The organism is Pseudomonas frederiksbergensis, from assembly GCF_001874645.1.
Taxonomy (GTDB): domain Bacteria; phylum Pseudomonadota; class Gammaproteobacteria; order Pseudomonadales; family Pseudomonadaceae; genus Aquipseudomonas; species Aquipseudomonas frederiksbergensis_B.
The window spans coordinates 2,026,068-2,043,614 of sequence record NZ_CP017886.1; the positions used below are offsets into that span (position 1 = coordinate 2,026,068).

General features: G+C 58.7%; 17 protein-coding genes and 1 pseudogene. 8 read left to right on the plus strand and 10 right to left on the minus strand.

Annotated features, from left to right (window positions below; genetic code table 11):
* Position 1: 1 nt before the first annotated feature.
* From BLL42_RS10010 to mdaB, 4 genes are all read right to left on the minus strand, one after another.
* On the minus strand, positions 2-862 hold the full coding sequence (locus BLL42_RS10010) for a MurR/RpiR family transcriptional regulator (protein ID WP_071551912.1): 861 nt from the start codon (positions 860-862) through the stop codon (positions 2-4).
* Between the two features lie 16 nt (positions 863-878).
* Positions 879-2,228, minus strand: coding sequence for a GntT/GntP/DsdX family permease (locus tag BLL42_RS10015; RefSeq protein WP_071551913.1), 1,350 nt, complete (start codon positions 2,226-2,228; stop codon positions 879-881).
* Between the two features lie 210 nt (positions 2,229-2,438).
* Positions 2,439-3,350: a LysR family transcriptional regulator gene (locus tag BLL42_RS10020; RefSeq protein WP_071551914.1), complete on the minus strand. Its 912-nt coding sequence runs from the start codon at positions 3,348-3,350 to the stop codon at positions 2,439-2,441.
* Positions 3,351-3,455: 105 nt separating this feature from the next.
* Positions 3,456-4,046: an NADPH:quinone oxidoreductase MdaB gene (mdaB, locus tag BLL42_RS10025; protein ID WP_071551915.1), complete on the minus strand. Its 591-nt coding sequence runs from the start codon at positions 4,044-4,046 to the stop codon at positions 3,456-3,458.
* Positions 4,047-4,305: 259 nt separating this feature from the next.
* Between mdaB and BLL42_RS30450 the strand changes: the two are divergent.
* A pseudogene (locus tag BLL42_RS30450) lies at positions 4,306-4,392 on the plus strand (putative quinol monooxygenase); the annotation flags it as partial.
* Positions 4,393-4,413: 21 nt separating this feature from the next.
* Here BLL42_RS30450 and BLL42_RS10030 read toward each other — a convergent pair.
* A complete protein-coding gene (locus BLL42_RS10030) occupies positions 4,414-5,826 on the minus strand; it encodes an amino acid permease (RefSeq protein ID WP_071551916.1) in 1,413 nt (470 codons plus the stop codon).
* A gap of 135 nt (positions 5,827-5,961) precedes the next feature.
* Positions 5,962-7,212 carry a kynureninase gene (gene kynU / locus BLL42_RS10035; protein ID WP_071551917.1) on the minus strand — a complete coding sequence of 417 codons (1,251 nt, stop codon included), beginning with the start codon at positions 7,210-7,212 and terminating at the stop codon, positions 5,962-5,964.
* A gap of 186 nt (positions 7,213-7,398) precedes the next feature.
* On the opposite strand from kynU, the gene BLL42_RS10040 reads away from it, so the two are divergent.
* Positions 7,399-7,872, plus strand: coding sequence for an Lrp/AsnC family transcriptional regulator (locus BLL42_RS10040; protein ID WP_054594119.1), 474 nt, complete (start codon positions 7,399-7,401; stop codon positions 7,870-7,872).
* A gap of 22 nt (positions 7,873-7,894) precedes the next feature.
* Here BLL42_RS10040 and BLL42_RS10045 read toward each other — a convergent pair whose 3' ends face one another.
* Positions 7,895-8,908, minus strand: a complete 1,014-nt coding sequence (locus tag BLL42_RS10045; RefSeq protein ID WP_071551918.1) for an AraC family transcriptional regulator — start codon at positions 8,906-8,908, stop codon at positions 7,895-7,897.
* A 474-nt stretch (positions 8,909-9,382) separates the two neighbouring features.
* Between BLL42_RS10045 and antA the strand changes: the two genes are divergently transcribed.
* The 4 genes from antA to BLL42_RS10065 all read left to right on the plus strand — a co-directional run bounded on the left by antA (position 9,383) and on the right by BLL42_RS10065 (position 13,784).
* A complete protein-coding gene (antA, locus tag BLL42_RS10050; protein WP_071551919.1) occupies positions 9,383-10,771 on the plus strand; it encodes an anthranilate 1,2-dioxygenase large subunit in 1,389 nt (462 codons plus the stop codon).
* Between the two features lie 2 nt (positions 10,772-10,773).
* The gene (gene antB / locus BLL42_RS10055; protein ID WP_071551920.1) at positions 10,774-11,265 is read left to right on the plus strand and encodes an anthranilate 1,2-dioxygenase small subunit; all 492 of its coding nucleotides are present in this window, start codon (positions 10,774-10,776) and stop codon (positions 11,263-11,265) included.
* 18 nt (positions 11,266-11,283) lie between these two features.
* Positions 11,284-12,306: an anthranilate 1,2-dioxygenase electron transfer component AntC gene (gene antC / locus BLL42_RS10060; protein ID WP_071551921.1), complete on the plus strand. Its 1,023-nt coding sequence runs from the start codon at positions 11,284-11,286 to the stop codon at positions 12,304-12,306.
* 77 nt (positions 12,307-12,383) lie between these two features.
* Positions 12,384-13,784: an amino acid permease gene (locus BLL42_RS10065; protein WP_071551922.1), complete on the plus strand. Its 1,401-nt coding sequence runs from the start codon at positions 12,384-12,386 to the stop codon at positions 13,782-13,784.
* 228 nt (positions 13,785-14,012) lie between these two features.
* On the opposite strand, the gene kynA is transcribed toward BLL42_RS10065, so the two are convergent.
* Positions 14,013-14,882, minus strand: a complete 870-nt coding sequence (kynA, locus tag BLL42_RS10070) for a tryptophan 2,3-dioxygenase (protein WP_071551923.1) — start codon at positions 14,880-14,882, stop codon at positions 14,013-14,015.
* The gene (gene kynB, locus BLL42_RS10075) at positions 14,879-15,544 is read right to left on the minus strand and encodes an arylformamidase (RefSeq protein WP_071551924.1); all 666 of its coding nucleotides are present in this window, start codon (positions 15,542-15,544) and stop codon (positions 14,879-14,881) included. The genes kynA and kynB overlap by 4 nt, the downstream gene beginning before the upstream one ends.
* A gap of 162 nt (positions 15,545-15,706) precedes the next feature.
* Between kynB and BLL42_RS10080 the strand changes: the two genes are divergently transcribed.
* Positions 15,707-16,063 (plus strand): MerR family DNA-binding protein, encoded by a 357-nt coding sequence (locus tag BLL42_RS10080; protein WP_071551925.1) that lies wholly within the window; start codon positions 15,707-15,709, stop codon positions 16,061-16,063.
* A 104-nt stretch (positions 16,064-16,167) separates the two neighbouring features.
* Complete coding sequence (locus tag BLL42_RS10085) at positions 16,168-16,512, plus strand: cupin domain-containing protein (RefSeq protein WP_071551926.1); 345 nt, start codon at positions 16,168-16,170, stop codon at positions 16,510-16,512.
* A gap of 138 nt (positions 16,513-16,650) precedes the next feature.
* Here BLL42_RS10085 and mmsB read toward each other — a convergent pair whose 3' ends face one another.
* On the minus strand, positions 16,651-17,538 hold the full coding sequence (gene mmsB / locus BLL42_RS10090) for a 3-hydroxyisobutyrate dehydrogenase (RefSeq protein WP_071551927.1): 888 nt from the start codon (positions 17,536-17,538) through the stop codon (positions 16,651-16,653).
* Positions 17,539-17,547 lie beyond the last annotated feature (9 nt).

A 17,547-nucleotide genomic window follows, 5' to 3' on the forward strand; every position in this document is an offset into this window, starting at 1 on the left:
ATCAGTCTCCCAGCGGCAGATGATCATCGCCGCCACGGTAGTCGTCGAGGGCAAGTTTGATCCGCCGCAGACGCTCTTGATTGTCTTCAGGTTGAGCCAGCGCCAGCTCGGTAGCCAGCACGTCGATCGCCAACAGCATGCCGTAGCGCGCCGCCGTCGGTTTGTAGATGAACGAGGTTTCGGCGCTTTGCAGCGGCAGCACTACATCGGCCAATTGCGCCAGCGTTGAGTCGGCCAGGGTAATCGCCAGGATGCGGGTGCCGTAACTGCGCGCCAACTCGACAGCCTCCAGCAGTTCAGGGGTGATGCCAGTCAGCGAACAGACGATCAGCGCGTGCTCCGCGCCCAAGGATGCGGCGGTCACGCGCATCATCACCGGGTCATGACAGGCGGCAATCGGGTAGCCGAGGCGCACCAGCCGCACTTGCAGCTCATCGCTACAGAGTGTCGAGCATCCGCCCATGCCGAACGCATGAATCATCCGCGCCTTGCCCAGCAACTTCACCGCATCGGAGAAACGCGACTCATCGAACGCCGACAAATGCTGGCGCAGTGTCGACTCGATATCGCCGACGATCTGCCGATAAAACGCCGACTGTTCCGGCTTCCCCGCGGGGTCAAGGAAGCGGCTGCCGACCCCGCTGGCCTGGGCCAGTTGCAGGCGCAAATCACGCAGGTCACGGCAGCCGACACTGCGGGCAAACCGCGAGAGCGTCGCGCTGCTGACTTCGGCTCGCAGTGCCAGTTCGTCGAGGCTCGCCGAAGCGGCGAACCCCACATCGTCGAGCATCAATCGGGCAATCCGCCCTTCGCCGGCGCTGAAGGAATCCTGACGTGCGCGAATCTGGTAGAGGATGTCCATTTAGCGCACCTGCTGTTCAAAGCACATAGGAGAGCCCAAGCGTCAGGCCGAACGCGACCACCGAAATCAAAGTCTCTAGCACCGTCCAGGTCTTGAAGGTCTGGGTCACGGTCATATTGAAGTACTCCTTGATCAACCAGAAGCCACCGTCGTTGACATGAGAAAAGATAACCGAGCCCGCGCCTGTCGCCAGCACCAGCAGTTCCGGATGGGGATACCCCAGACCAATCGCCACCGGCGCTACCACGCCTGAAGCGGTGGTCATGGCCACGGTCGCGGACCCCGTGGCGATCCGCATCAATGCCGCGAACAGCCAGCCCATCACCAGCGGCGACAACTGAAATTCATGGGCCAGGCCGACGATCTGGTCAGTCACGCCAGCGTCCACCAGAATCCGGTTCAAGCCACCGCCAGCGCCCACCAGCAAGGTGATGCTGGCGGTTGGCGCCAGGCATTCGTTGGTGAACTTGAGGATCGATTCACGGTTGAAACCCTGGGCCAGACCGAGGGTCCAGAAACTCAACAACGTCGCCAGCAACAGGGCGATCACCGAATTGCCAATGAACAACAGGAGTTGGTTGAAACCGCTGCCCGGCGTGGAGATCAGGTTCGCCCAGCCGCCAATCAGCATCAGCACCACCGGCAGCAGAATCGTCGCCACGGTGATGCCGAAACCCGGTAAGCGGTCCCGTGGCTCACGGTCGATAAATTGATGTTCCAGCGGGTTTTCCGCTGGCAACTGAATGCGCGGCACGATGAACTTCGCGTAAAGGGGGCCAGCGATAATCGCAGTCGGGATGCCGATCAAAATCGCGTAGAGCAGCGTCTGCCCCACCGAAGCCTGATAGGCCTGCACCGCGAGCATTGCTGCCGGATGCGGCGGTACCAGCGCATGGACCACCGAGAGCCCGGCAACCATCGGCAAACCGACCATCAGAATCGACACGCCAACCCGCCGCGCCACCGTAAAGGCAATCGGCACCAGCAACACAAAACCGACTTCAAAGAACAGCGGCAGGCCCACCAGGAAGGCAATGCAGACCATCGCCCAGTGCGCGTTTTTCTCGCCGAAGCGCTCGATCAGCGTGCGCGCCATCTGCTCGGCACCACCGGACTCGGCCATCATCTTGCCAAGCATCGTACCCAGCGCCACCACCAGCGCGATGTGCCCCAGGGTCTTGCCGACTCCCGCTTCATACGCGCCCACCACACCCGACGGTGGCATCCCGGCGAGCAGCGCCAGACCAATGGAAACCATCGTGATGACAATGAACGGATTGAGTCGGTAACGGGCGATCAGAACGATCAGCGCAATGATGGCGATAGCGGCATAAACCAGCAGCCAATAGCCGAAGGACGGTGCCATGCGGTACTCCTCGAAAAAGGGTCACGTCGATGTGTTGTGAAACCCATAAATCATTTCGAGGAGAAGCTTTCAAACCTCATGAAAGTTATTTTCGTATAGAGACAAGAAATGTCGCTGATGGATATGCCGTGTCGTGATTAATGAAAATGAGCAGTGAGTATTTTCATGAGACAGAACGTGAGCACCGACCGCTGCTCTCGATGGCCAGGATCAGCCTTCAAACACCTCGTTCGCGTAACCGGCCAACTTGCCCTGGATGAAGTCCAGGAAGCACTGAATGCGCAGGGCCAGTTGTGAGTTGCGGTAGTACACCGCGTTGATCGGCTGGCGATAACCACTGTTGGCCTGCGCCAATAGCAGCTTCAGCCGCCCGGTCTTGATGTCATCGATGGTCATGAAGTGCGACAGACAGACAATGCCCTGCCCCTCCAATGCCAGGTGGCGCAGGGTTTCACCGCTGGAGGCGCTGATGCTCGGCTGAATCTGCCAGCGGTCGCCGTGCACATGGCGCAGCGGCCAGTGGTTGAGGCTTTCGGTCTGGGTGAAGCCGAGCAGTGAGTGATCGGCCAGTTCGGCAACGGAGGTCGGCGTGCCGTGTTTTTCCAGGTACGCGGGGCTGGCGAGGATGTGCAACGGGCTGCACCCCAAAGAGCGTGCGCGCAGGGTCGAGTCCACCAACGGCCCGATGCGGATCGCGATGTCGGTGCTTTGCTCCAGCAGGTCGATGATCAGGTCGTTGCTGTTGAGCTCCAGCTGGATGTCCGGGTACAAACGGCGGAACTCATCGATGTACGGCACGATGGCATGCAGCATGAACGGCGACGCCGCGTTAATCCGCAGCCGCCCGGAAGGTATTTTGTGGCGCGAGGACAGACGCTCTTCGAGTTCGTCCATCTGGTCGAGAATCCGCTTGGCCTGTTCGAAGAAGTACTTGCCCTCTTCGGTCAGGTCCATGCGCCGCGTGGTGCGGTTGATCAACGTGGTGTCGAGCTTGGCCTCCAGACGCGACAGCGTGCGACTGACCGCCGAGGGCGTTTGCCCAACCTGTTCGGCCGCCGCAGAAATCGAACCGCATTCGATCACGCAGACGAAAACCTGCAACTCATCGGATCTGGCTTTCACGTGTGTCCTTGTATTCAGGTTTTTTTAAAGATCGCAGGCTCCTACGGTTTTTGCATTGTAGGAGCTGGCGAAGCCTGCGATCTTCCCCCCGATACTAGCTCATGCCTATACCTTCAGATCGAACACCTGCTTGAGGTGCTGCTCGTAGCGCTCGACGTCAGCTTCAATGTTCGGCCGCTTCATCACGTCGACACACAGGAAGGTCGGCAGACCGCTCATGCCGAGGAAGGTGTTGGCCTTGTGGAACGGGAAGTACACCGCGTCCACACCCTTGGCCTCGAAGAAGTCGGTCGGGTCATCGAAGGCTTGCTGCGGCGCGTTCCAGGTCAACGACAGCATGTACTGTTTGCCCTGCAACAGACCGCCGCTGCCGTATTTCTGCGAAGCATCGGAACGGGTCCGGCCGTCACTGGCGTAGAGGCTGCCGTGGCCTTCGGTGAAGACTTCGTCAATGTACTTTTTCACGGTCCATGGCGCGCCCATCCACCAGCCCGGCATCTGGTAAATGATCACGTCGGCCCAAACATACTTGGCGACTTCTTCAGCAATGTCGTAGCCCTCGTCGATGTGGGTCACCTTCACGTCGACACCGCCGCGATCCAGCACGCTCAAGGCGGCTTCGTGCAGGGTGGCGTTATAGCGACCGTCGGAGTGGGCGAATTTCTTGCCACCGTTGAGCAACAGAACTTTTTTCATGGGAAGCCTCATCATCAGGGTCCGATGCGCGACGCTGTGGATAAGTCGCGAAATCGAGAAGTTTTAACGTTGATGGCGGCAGGTTATCGATGACCTTTCCCATGAATAAGCCCGAAGTCGGCAAAATACATTTGATCAAAACGCACGAATCATCAGCAGATTGTTGCCATAGCATTTTCTCAACCCTGACTTGAGGAACTCTGCATGAGCGAACAACACGGTTTCATCCTGCACGCCAAAACCCGCCCGGAAGCAGCAGTTTTTCGAGAACCGCATGGATTACCTGGAGCGCGACTTCGCTATCCGCCGCATCGACATGCTCAGCCCGTCTTCAGCTAGCCGCTGATCAACAGATGGCCGCCGGCTCCTACGGAACCGGGACGTTGTCGAGAGTGCCGACCAATACCTTGGTTTTTCTGAAGAACAGAGCGTAGACCAACGACAGGATCAGCAGGAACGGCACACCAAATACCAGGGTCATTTTGAAGGCTTCGGTGAAGTAGGTGGTGATCATCACTGCGCCCATCAGCACCAGCCCCAGTAGCGTGGTGTAAGGGAAAAGACGCATGCGGAACGACAGTTTCCGCTCGCCGTGACGCTGGTGATAACGACGGAAACAGTAGTGCGTGAGAAAGATCATGAACCAGGTGAAGATCGCGCCGAACATGGAGATCGCCATCATCAAGGTGAAGGAGCTTTCCGGGTACATCACGTTCAGCAGCGTCGCCAGCGCAATGCCCGAACTCGACAGCAACAAGGCATTGAGCGGGATCCCGCTTTTGCTCAACGCGCCCATCGCCTTGGGTGCGTAACCGCCACGGGACAGGCTGAACATCATCCGCGTGGTGATGTAGAGCTGACTGTTCATTGCCGACAAGGCGGCAATCAGAATCACGAAATTCATCACCCCGGTGGCGCCGGGAATGCCGATGGTTTGCATGACCGTGACGAACGGACTCTGCGCATGACCTGCCTGAACCCACGGCACAATCGCCAACATCAAGGCCAGGGTCAGCAGGTAAAACACCACCAACCGCACGATGGTCGCGCGAAAGGCTTTCTTCACCGCCCGCTCCGGATCTTCTGCTTCACCGGCCGCTACCGCGATCATTTCCACGCTCAGGTAGCTGAAGATCGACACGATGACCGCCACCCACATCCCTTGCAGGCCATTGGGGAAAAACCCGCCATGGCGGGTGTAGTTATGCACGCCGTAATCCGGGTTACCGGAACCGAACACCACGTACACCGCAAGGATGATGAAGCCGACAATCGCGCCGATCTTGATGGTCGAGAACCAGTACTCAAAGGTGCCGAAGGTCTTCACGCTGATGGCGTTGAGCACGATCAGCACACTGGAGAACGAGACGATCCAGATCCATTCGGGCACGCTGGCGAACCAGTACTTCATGTACATCGCGACCGCCGTCACCTCTGTGCCAACCGCCAGCACAATCGCCGCCCAATAGGCGTAGCGCACCAGGAACCCGGCCAACGGGCTGACATAGAATTGCGCATACGCGCCGAACGAACCCGAGGTCGAGTGGGCGACGGTCATTTCCGCCAGACAGCCCATCAACAGCAGCGTGATGATCGCGCCAATCGCATAGCTGAGCAGCACGCTCGGCCCGGCATAGCCGATGGCGTAGGCGCTGCCCATGAACAGGCCAGTGCCTATCGCACCGCCAATCGCGATCATGCTCATCTGCCCCGACGTAAGCTGGCGCCTGAGGCCATGTTCACGCTTGGAGATGGTTTCAAAACCGGTGGCTTCGGTCATTTGTCTGTCCTCTGAATATTGTTTTTTTTGAAGAGAGCACATCGTTCGTAAAACCGGGGGACCGTAAAAGATCGCAGCCTGCGGCAGCTCCTACGCAATGTGTGTAGGAGCTGCCGCAGGCTGCGATCTTTTGTATCAAGTGACGCTGTGGCGAACCTGGAACTGCGCTTGCGCCCAGGTTTTCTGATCGAGAATCTCGCCCAGGATCTGCACCGCATCAAAGACTTCGGTGAAGCTCGTATACAGCGGCGTGAAACCGAAGCGCATGATCCGTGGCTCGCGGTAGTCACCGATCACGCCCCGGGCGATCAAGGCCTGGATCACCGCATAACCTTGCGGGTGTTCGAAGCTGACATGGCTGCCACGCTTGGCGTGTTCGCGCGGGGTGATCAGTTTCAGGTCGTGAGCGGCGCAGCGCTGCTCGACCAACTGGATAAACAGATCGGTCAGTGCCAGGGATTTGCGGCGCAGGCTGGCCATGTCGGTCTGGGCGAAAATCTCCAGGCCGCACTCGACCATGGCCAACGAGGTGATCGGCTGAGTGCCGCACAAGTAGCGCGCAATGCCGCGGCTCGGCTCGTAACCGGAGGCCATGTCGAACTGTCGGGAATGACCGAACCAGCCGGACAGCGGCTGCGTGACCATATCGCACAGCGGTGGCGAAACCCAGACAAACGCTTGCGAGCCGGGGCCGCCATTGAGGTACTTGTAGGTGCAGCCGATGGCGTAGTCCGCGCCCGCCTGACGCAGGTCGACCGGAACCGCACCGGCAGAGTGCGCCAGGTCCCAGATCGCCAGCGCGCCACGCTCGTGGATCAGTGCGGTCAGGGCCTGCATGTCGTGCATGTAGCCGGTCTTGTAGTTGACGTGGGTGAGCATGACCACCGCAGTGTCCTGGTCAATCGCCTGCGCCAGTTCTTGCGGGCTGTCGACCAGACGCAAGCGGTAACCCTGCTGCAGCAAGTCCATCAACCCTTCGGCGATGTACAGATCCGTCGGGAAGTTGCTGGACTCACTGACAATCACTCGCCGCGTCGGCGCCCGCGTAGCTTGCACGCGCAAGGCCGCGCCGAGGACCTTGAACAGGTTGATCGAGGTGGTGTCGGTGACCACCACTTCGCCTTCACCGGCCCCAATCAGCCCAGCCAGCCGATTGCCCAGACGCTCCGGCAGATCGCGCCAGCCCGCGCTGTTCCAGCTACGGATCAAACCATTGCCCCACTCCTCGGCGATCACTGCTTGAGCACGCTCAAGCGCCGCAATCGGACGTGCGCCCAGGGAGTTGCCGTCGAGGTAAATCACGCCTTCGGGGAGCGCAAACTGCTGACGCAGATGAGCCAGGGAGTCTTGCGCATCGAGCGCCAGGCAATCGTTTCTTGTGGTCATTGTCGGTCCTGTTTTTTAGATGACATGCCGCCGCAGGATGCGCTGCCTTGGGCACTTCTGTGCCGGCACAATGAGCAAATAATGAACGAAGCTTTGGAGAATTTTCGTGCAAAGTGGACGGCCATAGAGTAGTTATCTCGTAGATAATTCGAATCCAACTCCAAAAATCGCGGATTTATTCAAGCCATGACGCTCGACTCGACAGACCTGCGGATCCTGCACTACTTGCAGCAGGATGGGCGTATCAGCAATCAGGAATTGGCGGAGAAAGTCGCGCTCTCGCCGTCGGCTTGCCTGCGCCGTTTGCGGCTGCTGGAAAGTGAGGGAATCATCACCGGCTATCGCGCGGTGTTGAACGCCGAACGGCTGGGCATCGAGCTGGAAGCTATCGTCCATGTGTCGTTGCGACAGGACGTCGAAGACTGGCACGAGACCTTTATCAAGAAGGTGCAAGAGTGGCCGGAAGTTGCCACCGCGTACGTGATTACCGGAGCCAGCAACTATGTGCTGCGGGTTCAGGCGCGCAACCTGAAACACTTCTCGGATTTCATCGTCAACAAGCTCAATCGCACCGCGGGGGTCACCGATATTCGCTCGGAAATCGTCCTGCAGAAAATCAAGGAACGAGACGACCTGCTCGATCTGGTCGCCCGTAAATAAGCCGTTACTGACAGCCTCTGTATCAAAGCCCGCGCAGGCGCCGTGCCTCATTACGCTGCAAGGTTGTGCTCGGGGCTTCGTCGAACAACTTGCGGTACTCGGCGGAAAAACGCCCCATGTGAGTGAAACCCCAGCCCATGGCAATCTCCGAGATATTGCGCGCCAGGCCATGTTCAAGAATGTCCTGGCGCACCGCATTCAACCGGTATTTTTTCAGATAGGCCATCGGCGACAGGGCGAAGTACTTTCTGAATGCCTCGAACAGCTTGAACCGAGAAACCCCGGCCGCCGCTTCGATGTCTTCCAGGTGCAGCGCTTCGCGGGCGTTGTCGTGAATGTACTGTTTGGCCCTGACCAGGTAATGCGGCAACTTCACGCCCAGCACGTCGCGCAGCTCATCGGAGTAATTGTTCGGCTGGGCGAGGATCAGGCCTTTGATCAACGAGCTTTCGATGTCCCGCGTGAAGGTGACCTGCTCAAACAGCGCGCTGCTGCGCTCCAGTTCGCCGATGAAATACCGCGCCATGCGCCACCACGAGGCCGACGCACCGTCCACTGCATCCATTACCGAGTCGAAGCGCAGCGGTGCATCCAGTGGGCGCTGCAACATTCCCTCAAGGGATTCACTCATGGCGGCGCGGGTGATCACCACCTGGACTTTGCGACAGTCACCGGAGATCGCCAGCATCTGGTTTTCATTCGGGGAGATGATCACGCCTTGATCGCGATTGGATTTAAGTAGCGTGCCGTTCTTGCTCAGCTCTTGCTCACCAACCAACGGCAGGCTGAGGCTGTAGCTGCTGAAGTGCTCGGCGTCTTCGATATCGACGGTCACATCAGTGCCGTATTCAATCGTGCCCAGGGTCGTGGCCATCGACTTGAAGACATTGGCGGTGTGATGAAAACGGATCCGTTCGGGCGTCGCGGTTTCGAGACGGTGCGGCCCGCAGATACCCGACATCCAGGTCCGCGCGCCCTCAAGGTCATAGCGATCGATACGAATATCGCGAAACTGCGGATCGGCTTTGCTACTCATCACGGCGCACCCACGGCAATTTTTTCAGCACGCTCTGATGGCGCGTCTCTGACTTGAGCCGAGCAAGTTCCAGACCACAAAACGCCTGCGCCAACCCAGTGGATAGCAATCATCGACTAAGTGGATAACGCGGAGGCTTTGATACCGGAGCACGCTCTCAAACTGTACTCAAGCCTGCTCAAGACAGTACCTCACCGCTGCAATCAAGGGCGACCGTTCATCGAATGGTGCAGGGTCTTGAGTATTACCTGCCCACCTCGATACACGGGGTGTTACCCGGAAAGATCGCAGCCTTCGGCAGCTTCTACAGGTTTACGTATCCAGCGTAGGAGCTGCCGCAGGCTGCGATCTTTCGGCTTGACTGCCCCCCCTGACTTTGTGGACTGCCTTCGTCGACAAACCGGATAGACCCCTGCCCGCCCCACTCTCTCTAATGAGTGCACCGATTGACCTGAATAAAAAAGGTGCACACCCATGAGTGGCGAAAAAAACGTCGAGCAGTGGAAAGCGTTTATTGAAGGCTGCCTGGACTTCCGTCCGGCAGAAGGCGTGTTCCGGATCGCTCGGGATATGTTTACCGAGCCGCAACTGTTCGATCTGGAGATGGAGCTGATCTTCGAGAAGAACTGGATCTACGCCTGCCATGAAAGTGAGTTGGCCAATAACCACGACTTCGTCACGATGCGCGCGGGCCGCCAGCCGATGATCATTACCCGTGACGGCGACGGCCAACTCAACGCGCTGATCAACGCCTGTCAGCATCGCGGCACGACGTTGACCCGGGTCGGCAAAGGCAACCAATCGACGTTTACCTGCCCGTTCCACGCCTGGTGCTACAAAAGCGACGGACGCCTGGTCAAGGTCAAGGCCCCCGGCGAATACCCGGAAGGCTTCGACAAAGCCACACGCGGCCTGAAAAAGGCCCGTATCCAGAGCTACAAGGGCTTCGTCTTCATCAGCCTGGATGTCCACGCTGACAACAGCCTCGAAGACTTCCTCGGCGATGCCAAAGTGTTCTTCGACATGATGGTCGCCCAGTCGCCCACTGGTGAACTGGAAGTGCTGCCCGGCAAGTCGGCCTACACCTACGACGGCAACTGGAAACTGCAGAACGAAAACGGCCTGGACGGCTATCACGTCAGCACGGTCCACTATAACTACGTGGCCACGGTGCAGCACCGCCAGCAGGTCAACAGCGAGAACGGCACCCACGCCAGCGGCACGCTCGACTACAGCAAACTGGGGGCCGGCGACGCCACTACCGATGACGGCTGGTTCGCCTTCAATAACGGTCACAGCGTGTTGTTCAGTGACATGCCTAACCCGACGGTGCGCTCCGGCTACGCGACGATCATGCCGCGCCTGATCGAGGAGCACGGTCAGGAAAAAGCCGAATGGATGATGCATCGGCTGCGCAACCTGAACGTTTATCCGAGCCTGTTTTTCCTCGATCAAATCAGCTCGCAGCTACGGATCATCCGCCCTGTGGCCTGGAACAAGACCGAAATCATCAGCCAGTGCCTGGGCGTGAAAAACGAATCGGATGCGGATCGGGAAAACCGGATTCGGCAGTTCGAAGACTTCTTCAACGTGTCCGGACTCGGCACGCCGGATGACTTGGTGGAATTCCGTGAAGCCCAGCGCGGTTTCCAGGCGCGACTGGAGCGCTGGAGCGATATCTCACGCGGCAGCCACCAGTGGGCGACCGGCGCTACGCCTAATAGCGAGTCGATCGGTATCGCGCCGGCCATGACCGGCACCGAATTCACCCACGAAGGGCTTTACGTCAACCAGCACAGTCACTGGCAGAAATTTCTGCTCGACGGCCTGGACGCGAAATCCCTGAAACTACGTGAGGTGTGAACATGAATCCGCAATTGCAGTACCAGATCGAGCAGTTTTTCTACCGTAAATCCGAACTGTGCGACGCCAAGGACTGGGACGCCTACCTCAAGCTCTTCGACGAACAGAGTGAATTTCACCTGCCGCAATGGGACTCCGAACACGTCTATACCCGTGACCCCAAGCGCGAAATGTCGTTGATCTACTACGCCAGCCGTTCAGGCCTGGAGGACCGCGTGTTCCGCTTGCGCACCGGTAAATCCGCGTCGGCCACGCCGATGCCGCGCACCCTGCACCTGATCAACAATGTGCGGATCAGCGAACTCGAAACGGGTGAGCTGGAGGTGCGGCTGAACTGGCACACCCTGTTCTATCGCCTGGCCACGTCCGAGCAGTTTTACGGGAACGCGACCTATCGCCTCAAGCCTCATGCAGACAGTTGGGTGATTACCCGCAAACACGTGTTGCTGCTCAACGACACCATCAACTCGGTGCTCGATTTCTACCACCTCTGAATCCATGGAGACCGGGGCATGAACCACAAGGTTGCGTTCAGTTTTGCTGATGGCAAAACACTGTTTTTTCCCGTGCAGGCCAACGAAGTACTGCTCGACGCCGCCCTGCGCAACGGCATCAATATTCCGCTGGATTGCCGCGAGGGTGTCTGCGGAACCTGTCAGGGTCGCTGCGAATCCGGCGACTACAGCCAGGATTATGTGGATGACGAAGCCCTCTCCAGCCTCGACCTGCAACAACGCAAGATGCTCACTTGTCAGACCCGAGTGAAGTCCGATGCAGCGTTCTATTTCGACTTCGCCTCCAGCCTGTGCAATGCCGCAGGGCCCGCGCAGCTCAGTGGTACGGTCACGCATGTGCGTCAGGTCTCGGCCAGTACCGCGATCCTGCATCTGGATTTGGGGGCGACCACCCAGCCACTGGATTTCCTGCCGGGGCAGTACGCCCGCCTGCTGATTCCGGGCACCACGAGCAAACGCTCCTACTCCTTCGCTAACCGCCCGACCAGCAGCAATCAGCTGCAATTTCTGATTCGCCTGTTACCCGACGGGGTGATGAGCAATTACATTCGTGAGCGCTGCCAGGTCGGCGATGAAATCGCTATGGAAGCACCGTTGGGCGCGTTCTATCTTCGCCACATCACCCGGCCGCTGATTCTGGTGGCCGGTGGCACCGGACTGTCCGCGCTGCTGGGCATGCTCGACGAAATCGTCGCGCGCGGTTGCGAACAGCCTGTGCACCTGTACTACGGCGTACGGGACGCTGCCGATCTGTGCGAAAGCGAACGCATTCATGCCTATGCTCAACGCATTCCGGGGTTTCGTTACACGCCAGTGGTGAGCGATCCCTCTGCAGACTGGGACGGAAAACGTGGCTACATCGCCGAGCATTTCGATGCCGGCGAACTGCGCGACGCCGCGGTCGACCTGTACGTCTGCGGGCCGCCGCCGATGGTCGAGTCGATCAAGAGCTGGCTGCAGCTCCAAACCCTGGATAACGTGCAGTTGTATTACGAAAAGTTCACCGAAAGTAACGTCTGAGGCTCACAAGCGCGCGGTAATTGAATAAGCTGTCGACCTGTAACAAAGCCTGACCATAAAAACGAGAAGGTATCCAGATGGCGGATGAACAACTGCAACAGGGTGTACTGAAGCGGGGGCTGAAAAACCGGCATATCCAGCTGATCGCACTGGGAGGCGCAATTGGTACAGGGCTGTTTCTCGGCTCTGCCGGCGTGCTCAAATCGGCAGGCCCGTCGATGATCCTCGGCTATGCCATTGCCGGTTTTATCGCCTTTCTGATCATGCGACAGTTGGGAGAGATGATTGTCGAAGAGCCGGTCGCCGGCTCCTTCAGCCATTTTGCACACAACTACTGGGGTGGTTTTGCCGGCTTCCTGTCCGGCTGGAACTACTGGGTGCTGTATGTGCTGGTGGGCATGGCGGAGCTGACCGCCGTGGGCAAGTACGTGCAGTTCTGGTGGCCCGAGGTCCCGACCTGGGTCAGCGCGGCGGTGTTCTTCGTACTGGTCAACCTGATCAATACGCTGAACGTCAAAGTCTTCGGCGAAATGGAGTTCTGGTTCGCCATCATCAAAGTCGTGGCGATCATCGGCATGATTGCCCTGGGCTGTTACATGCTGGTCAGCGGCACCGGTGGCCCGCAGGCCTCAGTGAGCAACCTGTGGAGCCACGGCGGTTTCTTCCCCAACGGCACCCACGGTTTGCTGATGGCGATGGCGTTCATCATGTTCTCCTTCGGTGGCCTGGAGCTGGTCGGCATCACCGCCGCCGAAGCCAGCGAGCCGAGGAAGGTCATTCCCAAGGCGATCAATCAGGTGGTTTACCGCGTGTTGATCTTCTACGTCGGCGCACTCACCGTGCTGCTGTCGCTGTACCCATGGGACCAGTTGCTCCAGACATTGGGCGCCTCGGGCGATGCCTACAGCGGCAGTCCGTTTGTGCAGATTTTCGCCTTGATCGGCAGCAACACCGCAGCGCAAATCCTCAATTTCGTGGTGCTCACCGCCGCGCTCTCGGTCTACAACAGCGGCGTCTACTGCAACAGCCGCATGCTCTACGGCCTGGCAGAACAGGGTGATGCCCCCAAGGCGCTGATGAAGCTGAACAAACAGGGCGTACCGTTACTGGCGCTGGGCGTATCGGCGCTGATCACGATGTTGTGCGTGGTGGTTAACTACGTCGCCCCGAATGAAGCGCTTGAATTGCTGTTCGCGCTGGTGGTTGCCTCGTTGATGATCAACTGGGCGATGATCAGCCTGACTCACCTGAAGTTTCGCAAGGCCATGGGCCAACGCGGCATCGTCCCGGGCTTCAAGGCATTCTGGTCGCCGTACACCAATTACCTGTGCCTGGCGTTCATGGCCATGATCATTTACGTGATGCTGCTGATTCCAGGGGTACGCGCATCGGTCTATGCCATCCCGGTCTGGGTGCTGATCCTGTTCGTGTTCTACCGGATTCGGGTCGCACGGACCCGCACGTTGTCGGTCGCTTAATAACCTTCAGCCAGACGACAAAAAGCCCCGGCATTCGATGAACGCCGGGGCTTTTGCTTTCTGTAGCAGCTGGCGCAGCCTGCGTTCGAGCGCGCAGCGCTCGTAAATACAAACAACTGGGTGTGCCTGATGCACCTCAGCGGATGATTTTACGACTGCTGCGCAGCCGAACGCAGCCTTCGGCAGCTGCTACAGGGTCCGTGCGCCGGGAATCCTCTAGCGCCTGGGTCAGAGGGTCGAACGCACGCGCCACAACTCCGGGAACAGCACGGTATCGAGCATCTTGCGCAGATAGCCGACACCTTCAGTGCCGCCGGTGCCCGGTTGGAAGCCGATAATCCGCTCAACCGTGGTGACATGGCGGAAGCGCCATTGACGGAATGAGTCTTCAAGGTCGATCAGTTTCTCCGCCAATTGGTAAAGATCCCAATACCGCGAAGGGTCGGTGTACACCACACGCCAGGCCGCTTCGACCGAGGCGTCATAGGCGGTTGGACTCGCCGGATCGCGCTCGAAGCGCTGTGGGTCTATCGCCAATCCGGCGCTGACCATCAATCGAATCGCCTCGTCATACAGCGACGGCGTAGCAATGGCCTTTTCAAGTTCCGCCAATAGCTCAGGCCGGTGGGCATGCGGACGCAACAGGGTTGCACTCTTGTTACCGAGGATGAATTCAATCTCACGATACTGAAACGACTGGAAGCCCGATGACTGGCCCAGAAACGGCCGGATCGCGTGGTACTCGGTAGGCGTCATGGTCGCCAGCACCGTCCAGGCATGCACCAGTTGATCGAAGATCCGCGACACCCGCGCCAGCATCTTGAACGCAGGCGGCAACTCTCCCAGCCTGACGTGTTCGCGAGCGGCCTTGAGCTCGTGCAACATCAGCTTCATCCACAGCTCGGACGTCTGATGCTGGATGATGAACAGCATCTCGTTATGGTCCGGGGACAAGGGGTGCTGAGCGCTGAGAATCTTCCCCAGGTCCAGGTAATCGCCGTAGCTCATGGACTCGGAAAAATTCAGTTCGGCGTTATGCCATTCTTCCGGCTGGTTTGAAGATGACTGATTTGAAGATGAATAGGGACATTGGCTCATTGAGCAGGCTCCTCAAGTGGCGGTTTGTTCAGTGGCCGCAAAATTGCCCTGACCGGACTCGCGTCCAGGTTGGCAAACCGCAGCGGCAGCGCAATCAGTTCATAGTCGCCTTCCGGCACGTCATCGAGCACGATGCCTTCGAGGATCGCCATGCCATGTCGCGCCACTGCATTGTGCGAATCCATAGTCTTGGAGTGTTGAGGGTCCAGCGACGGCGTATCGATACCGATCAGCCGCACGCCAAGGCTCGACAGCAGGTCGACGGTTTCCTTGGCCACAGCCGTGAAGTCCGGGTCCCAGGCTGTTAACGGCGCCTGTTGATAAGTGCGCAACAGGACGCGCTCGGGCAGATCTGCAAGGCGCCCTTCCAGTTGCTCAGGCTGAACCAGCCGACCGCTGTCCAGACAATGCAGTACGCGACACGGACCGATGTAGACATCCAGCGACACATCACCAATAGCCACACCGTCAGCGCTGTAATGCAACGGCGCATCGACGTGCGCGCCCGTGTGCGCAGACAAGGTGATGCGGCCGACATTCACCGGGCACTCGGGGCCGAAGGTCCAGACGCGTTCTTCCTGAAACGGCGTATCACCCGGCCACGTGGGAGTCTCGGTGCTCAAGGGCGGGCTGATATCCCACCACGACATTGTTTTTTTCATTGCATAGCTCTCAGCCTACTCACCCGTGAATGATACGAGCGATGCCTGTGAACATTCTTGCGAAAACCGTCAGGAGCGCTCAAATGTTTCGCACTTAATTCCAAGAACTTGACGTTTAGCGGGGGAAAATTTCAATGCGCGAAACAGGCAACTGAACGAAGCTTGACTCTGCCCCAAGGGTCCGACTTTATCCTTGTCGTTTTGCTGCTCAACATCGGCCTCTTGCCGCCCGCGCAACGCCAAGGCAACTACCGCCTCTATGACCAACAGAGCGTCGAACTGCTGACCTTCATCAAATGCGCTCAGCAACTGGGGTTCAAGCTCAAGGAATTGCAGGCAATGCTTGAGGGCTACCGCGGACAGGCACTGCCGTGGAATCTGGCGCATCAGGCAATTGCCGATAAAAAGCAGGAGCTGACAGACAGAATCGCAGCATTGAACCGCCAATACGTGCAACTGACTGAATTCGAAGCCAGCCTCAAGCAGGCTCAATCCGACTGTCCGCTTGAGCGGGTTTGATCGATAGCGCGTTTCTGGATAGCTCAGTGTCGAGCACAGACAACTGACACCGTGCCGGGCGCTATAGGGTGCGACTTCAGTCCTGCCTAACGCTCGGAGTCAGCATGTCCAAACCCATTACCGTTCTTCGCGATACCCACCCGCTGCCGGTGCTGGATGCCTGCAAATGGGAAAAACTCGAAGGTGACCCGCACACCGTCAACCTCAACGCCTACACCAGCGAAGACGGCAGCAAAATCATGGGCACCTGGATCTGCACACCGGGTAAATGGCGAGTCGAATATGTGAAGTGGGAGTACTGCCATTTCCAGGAAGGCTACTGCGTGATCACGCCCGACGGCATGGAACCGATCCATCTGCGCGCAGGCGATATTTTCGTCATCGAGCCGGGGATGACAGGCACGTGGGAAGTGGTCGAGACCGTGCGCAAGTATTTCGTGTTTGCCTGATACAGCAAAAGATCGCAGCCTGCGGCAGCTCCTACAGAGCAATGATTACATCCGTAGGAGCTGCCGCAGGCTGCGATCTTTTCTTTTCACCGAATAAAAAACCGGGAACCCGCCCGACGCGGGTTCCCGGAAAAACCCCTAGTGGGGTTTGCGATAGCTGTTAATGATCGCCGAGAAATCCTTATCGCCTTCACCACGCTGACTCATCGCCTGATACAGCTGCTGAGCCACCGCGCCGAGCATTACCGGTTGATGCGCCTGACGCGCGGCTTCAGTGGCCAACCCCAAGTCCTTGAGCATCAGTTCAGCACCGAAACCACCGGTATAACCACGCGATGCTGGCGCCGTTTCAACGATGCCAGGCCACGGGTTGTACATCTCCGAACTCCAGCAACGACCGGTCGAACTGTTGATGATCCCCGCCAGCACTTGAGTGTCGATGCCCAAGGCATCGCCAAGGGCCATGGCTTCGCTCACGCCGACCATGGAAATCGCCAACAACAGGTTGTTGCAGATCTTGGCGATTTGCCCGGTGCCGACTTCACCGCAATGCACGATGTTGCGGCCCATCTGCGCCAGTACCGGTTGCAGGGTGGCGAACAGCTCCGGCGTGGCGCCGACCATGAAGGTCAGCGTCCCGGCCGTAGCGCCACCGGTGCCGCCGGAGACCGGCGCATCAGCCATGGTCACACCTTGCCTGGCCGCAGCGGCGGCGACATCGCGGGCGGTTTGCGGGTCGATGGTGCTGCAATCCACAGCAGGAACGCCCTTGGCGATCCCGGCCAGCACGCCGTCTTCACCCAGCCAGACACTGCGCACATGGACAGCGGCCGGCAACATGGTGATCACCAGTTCCGCGCCTTGGGTGGCCTCACGCGCAGAAGCGCTGATGGTGCCGCCCAGTTGCGCCAACTCGGCGAGTACGGCTTTGTTCAGGTCGACCAGGTTCAACGAATGGCCAGCCTTGATCAGGTTGCGCGCCATCGGCGCACCCATGTTGCCGAGACCGATAAAAGCGATTTTCATGTCCGGCTC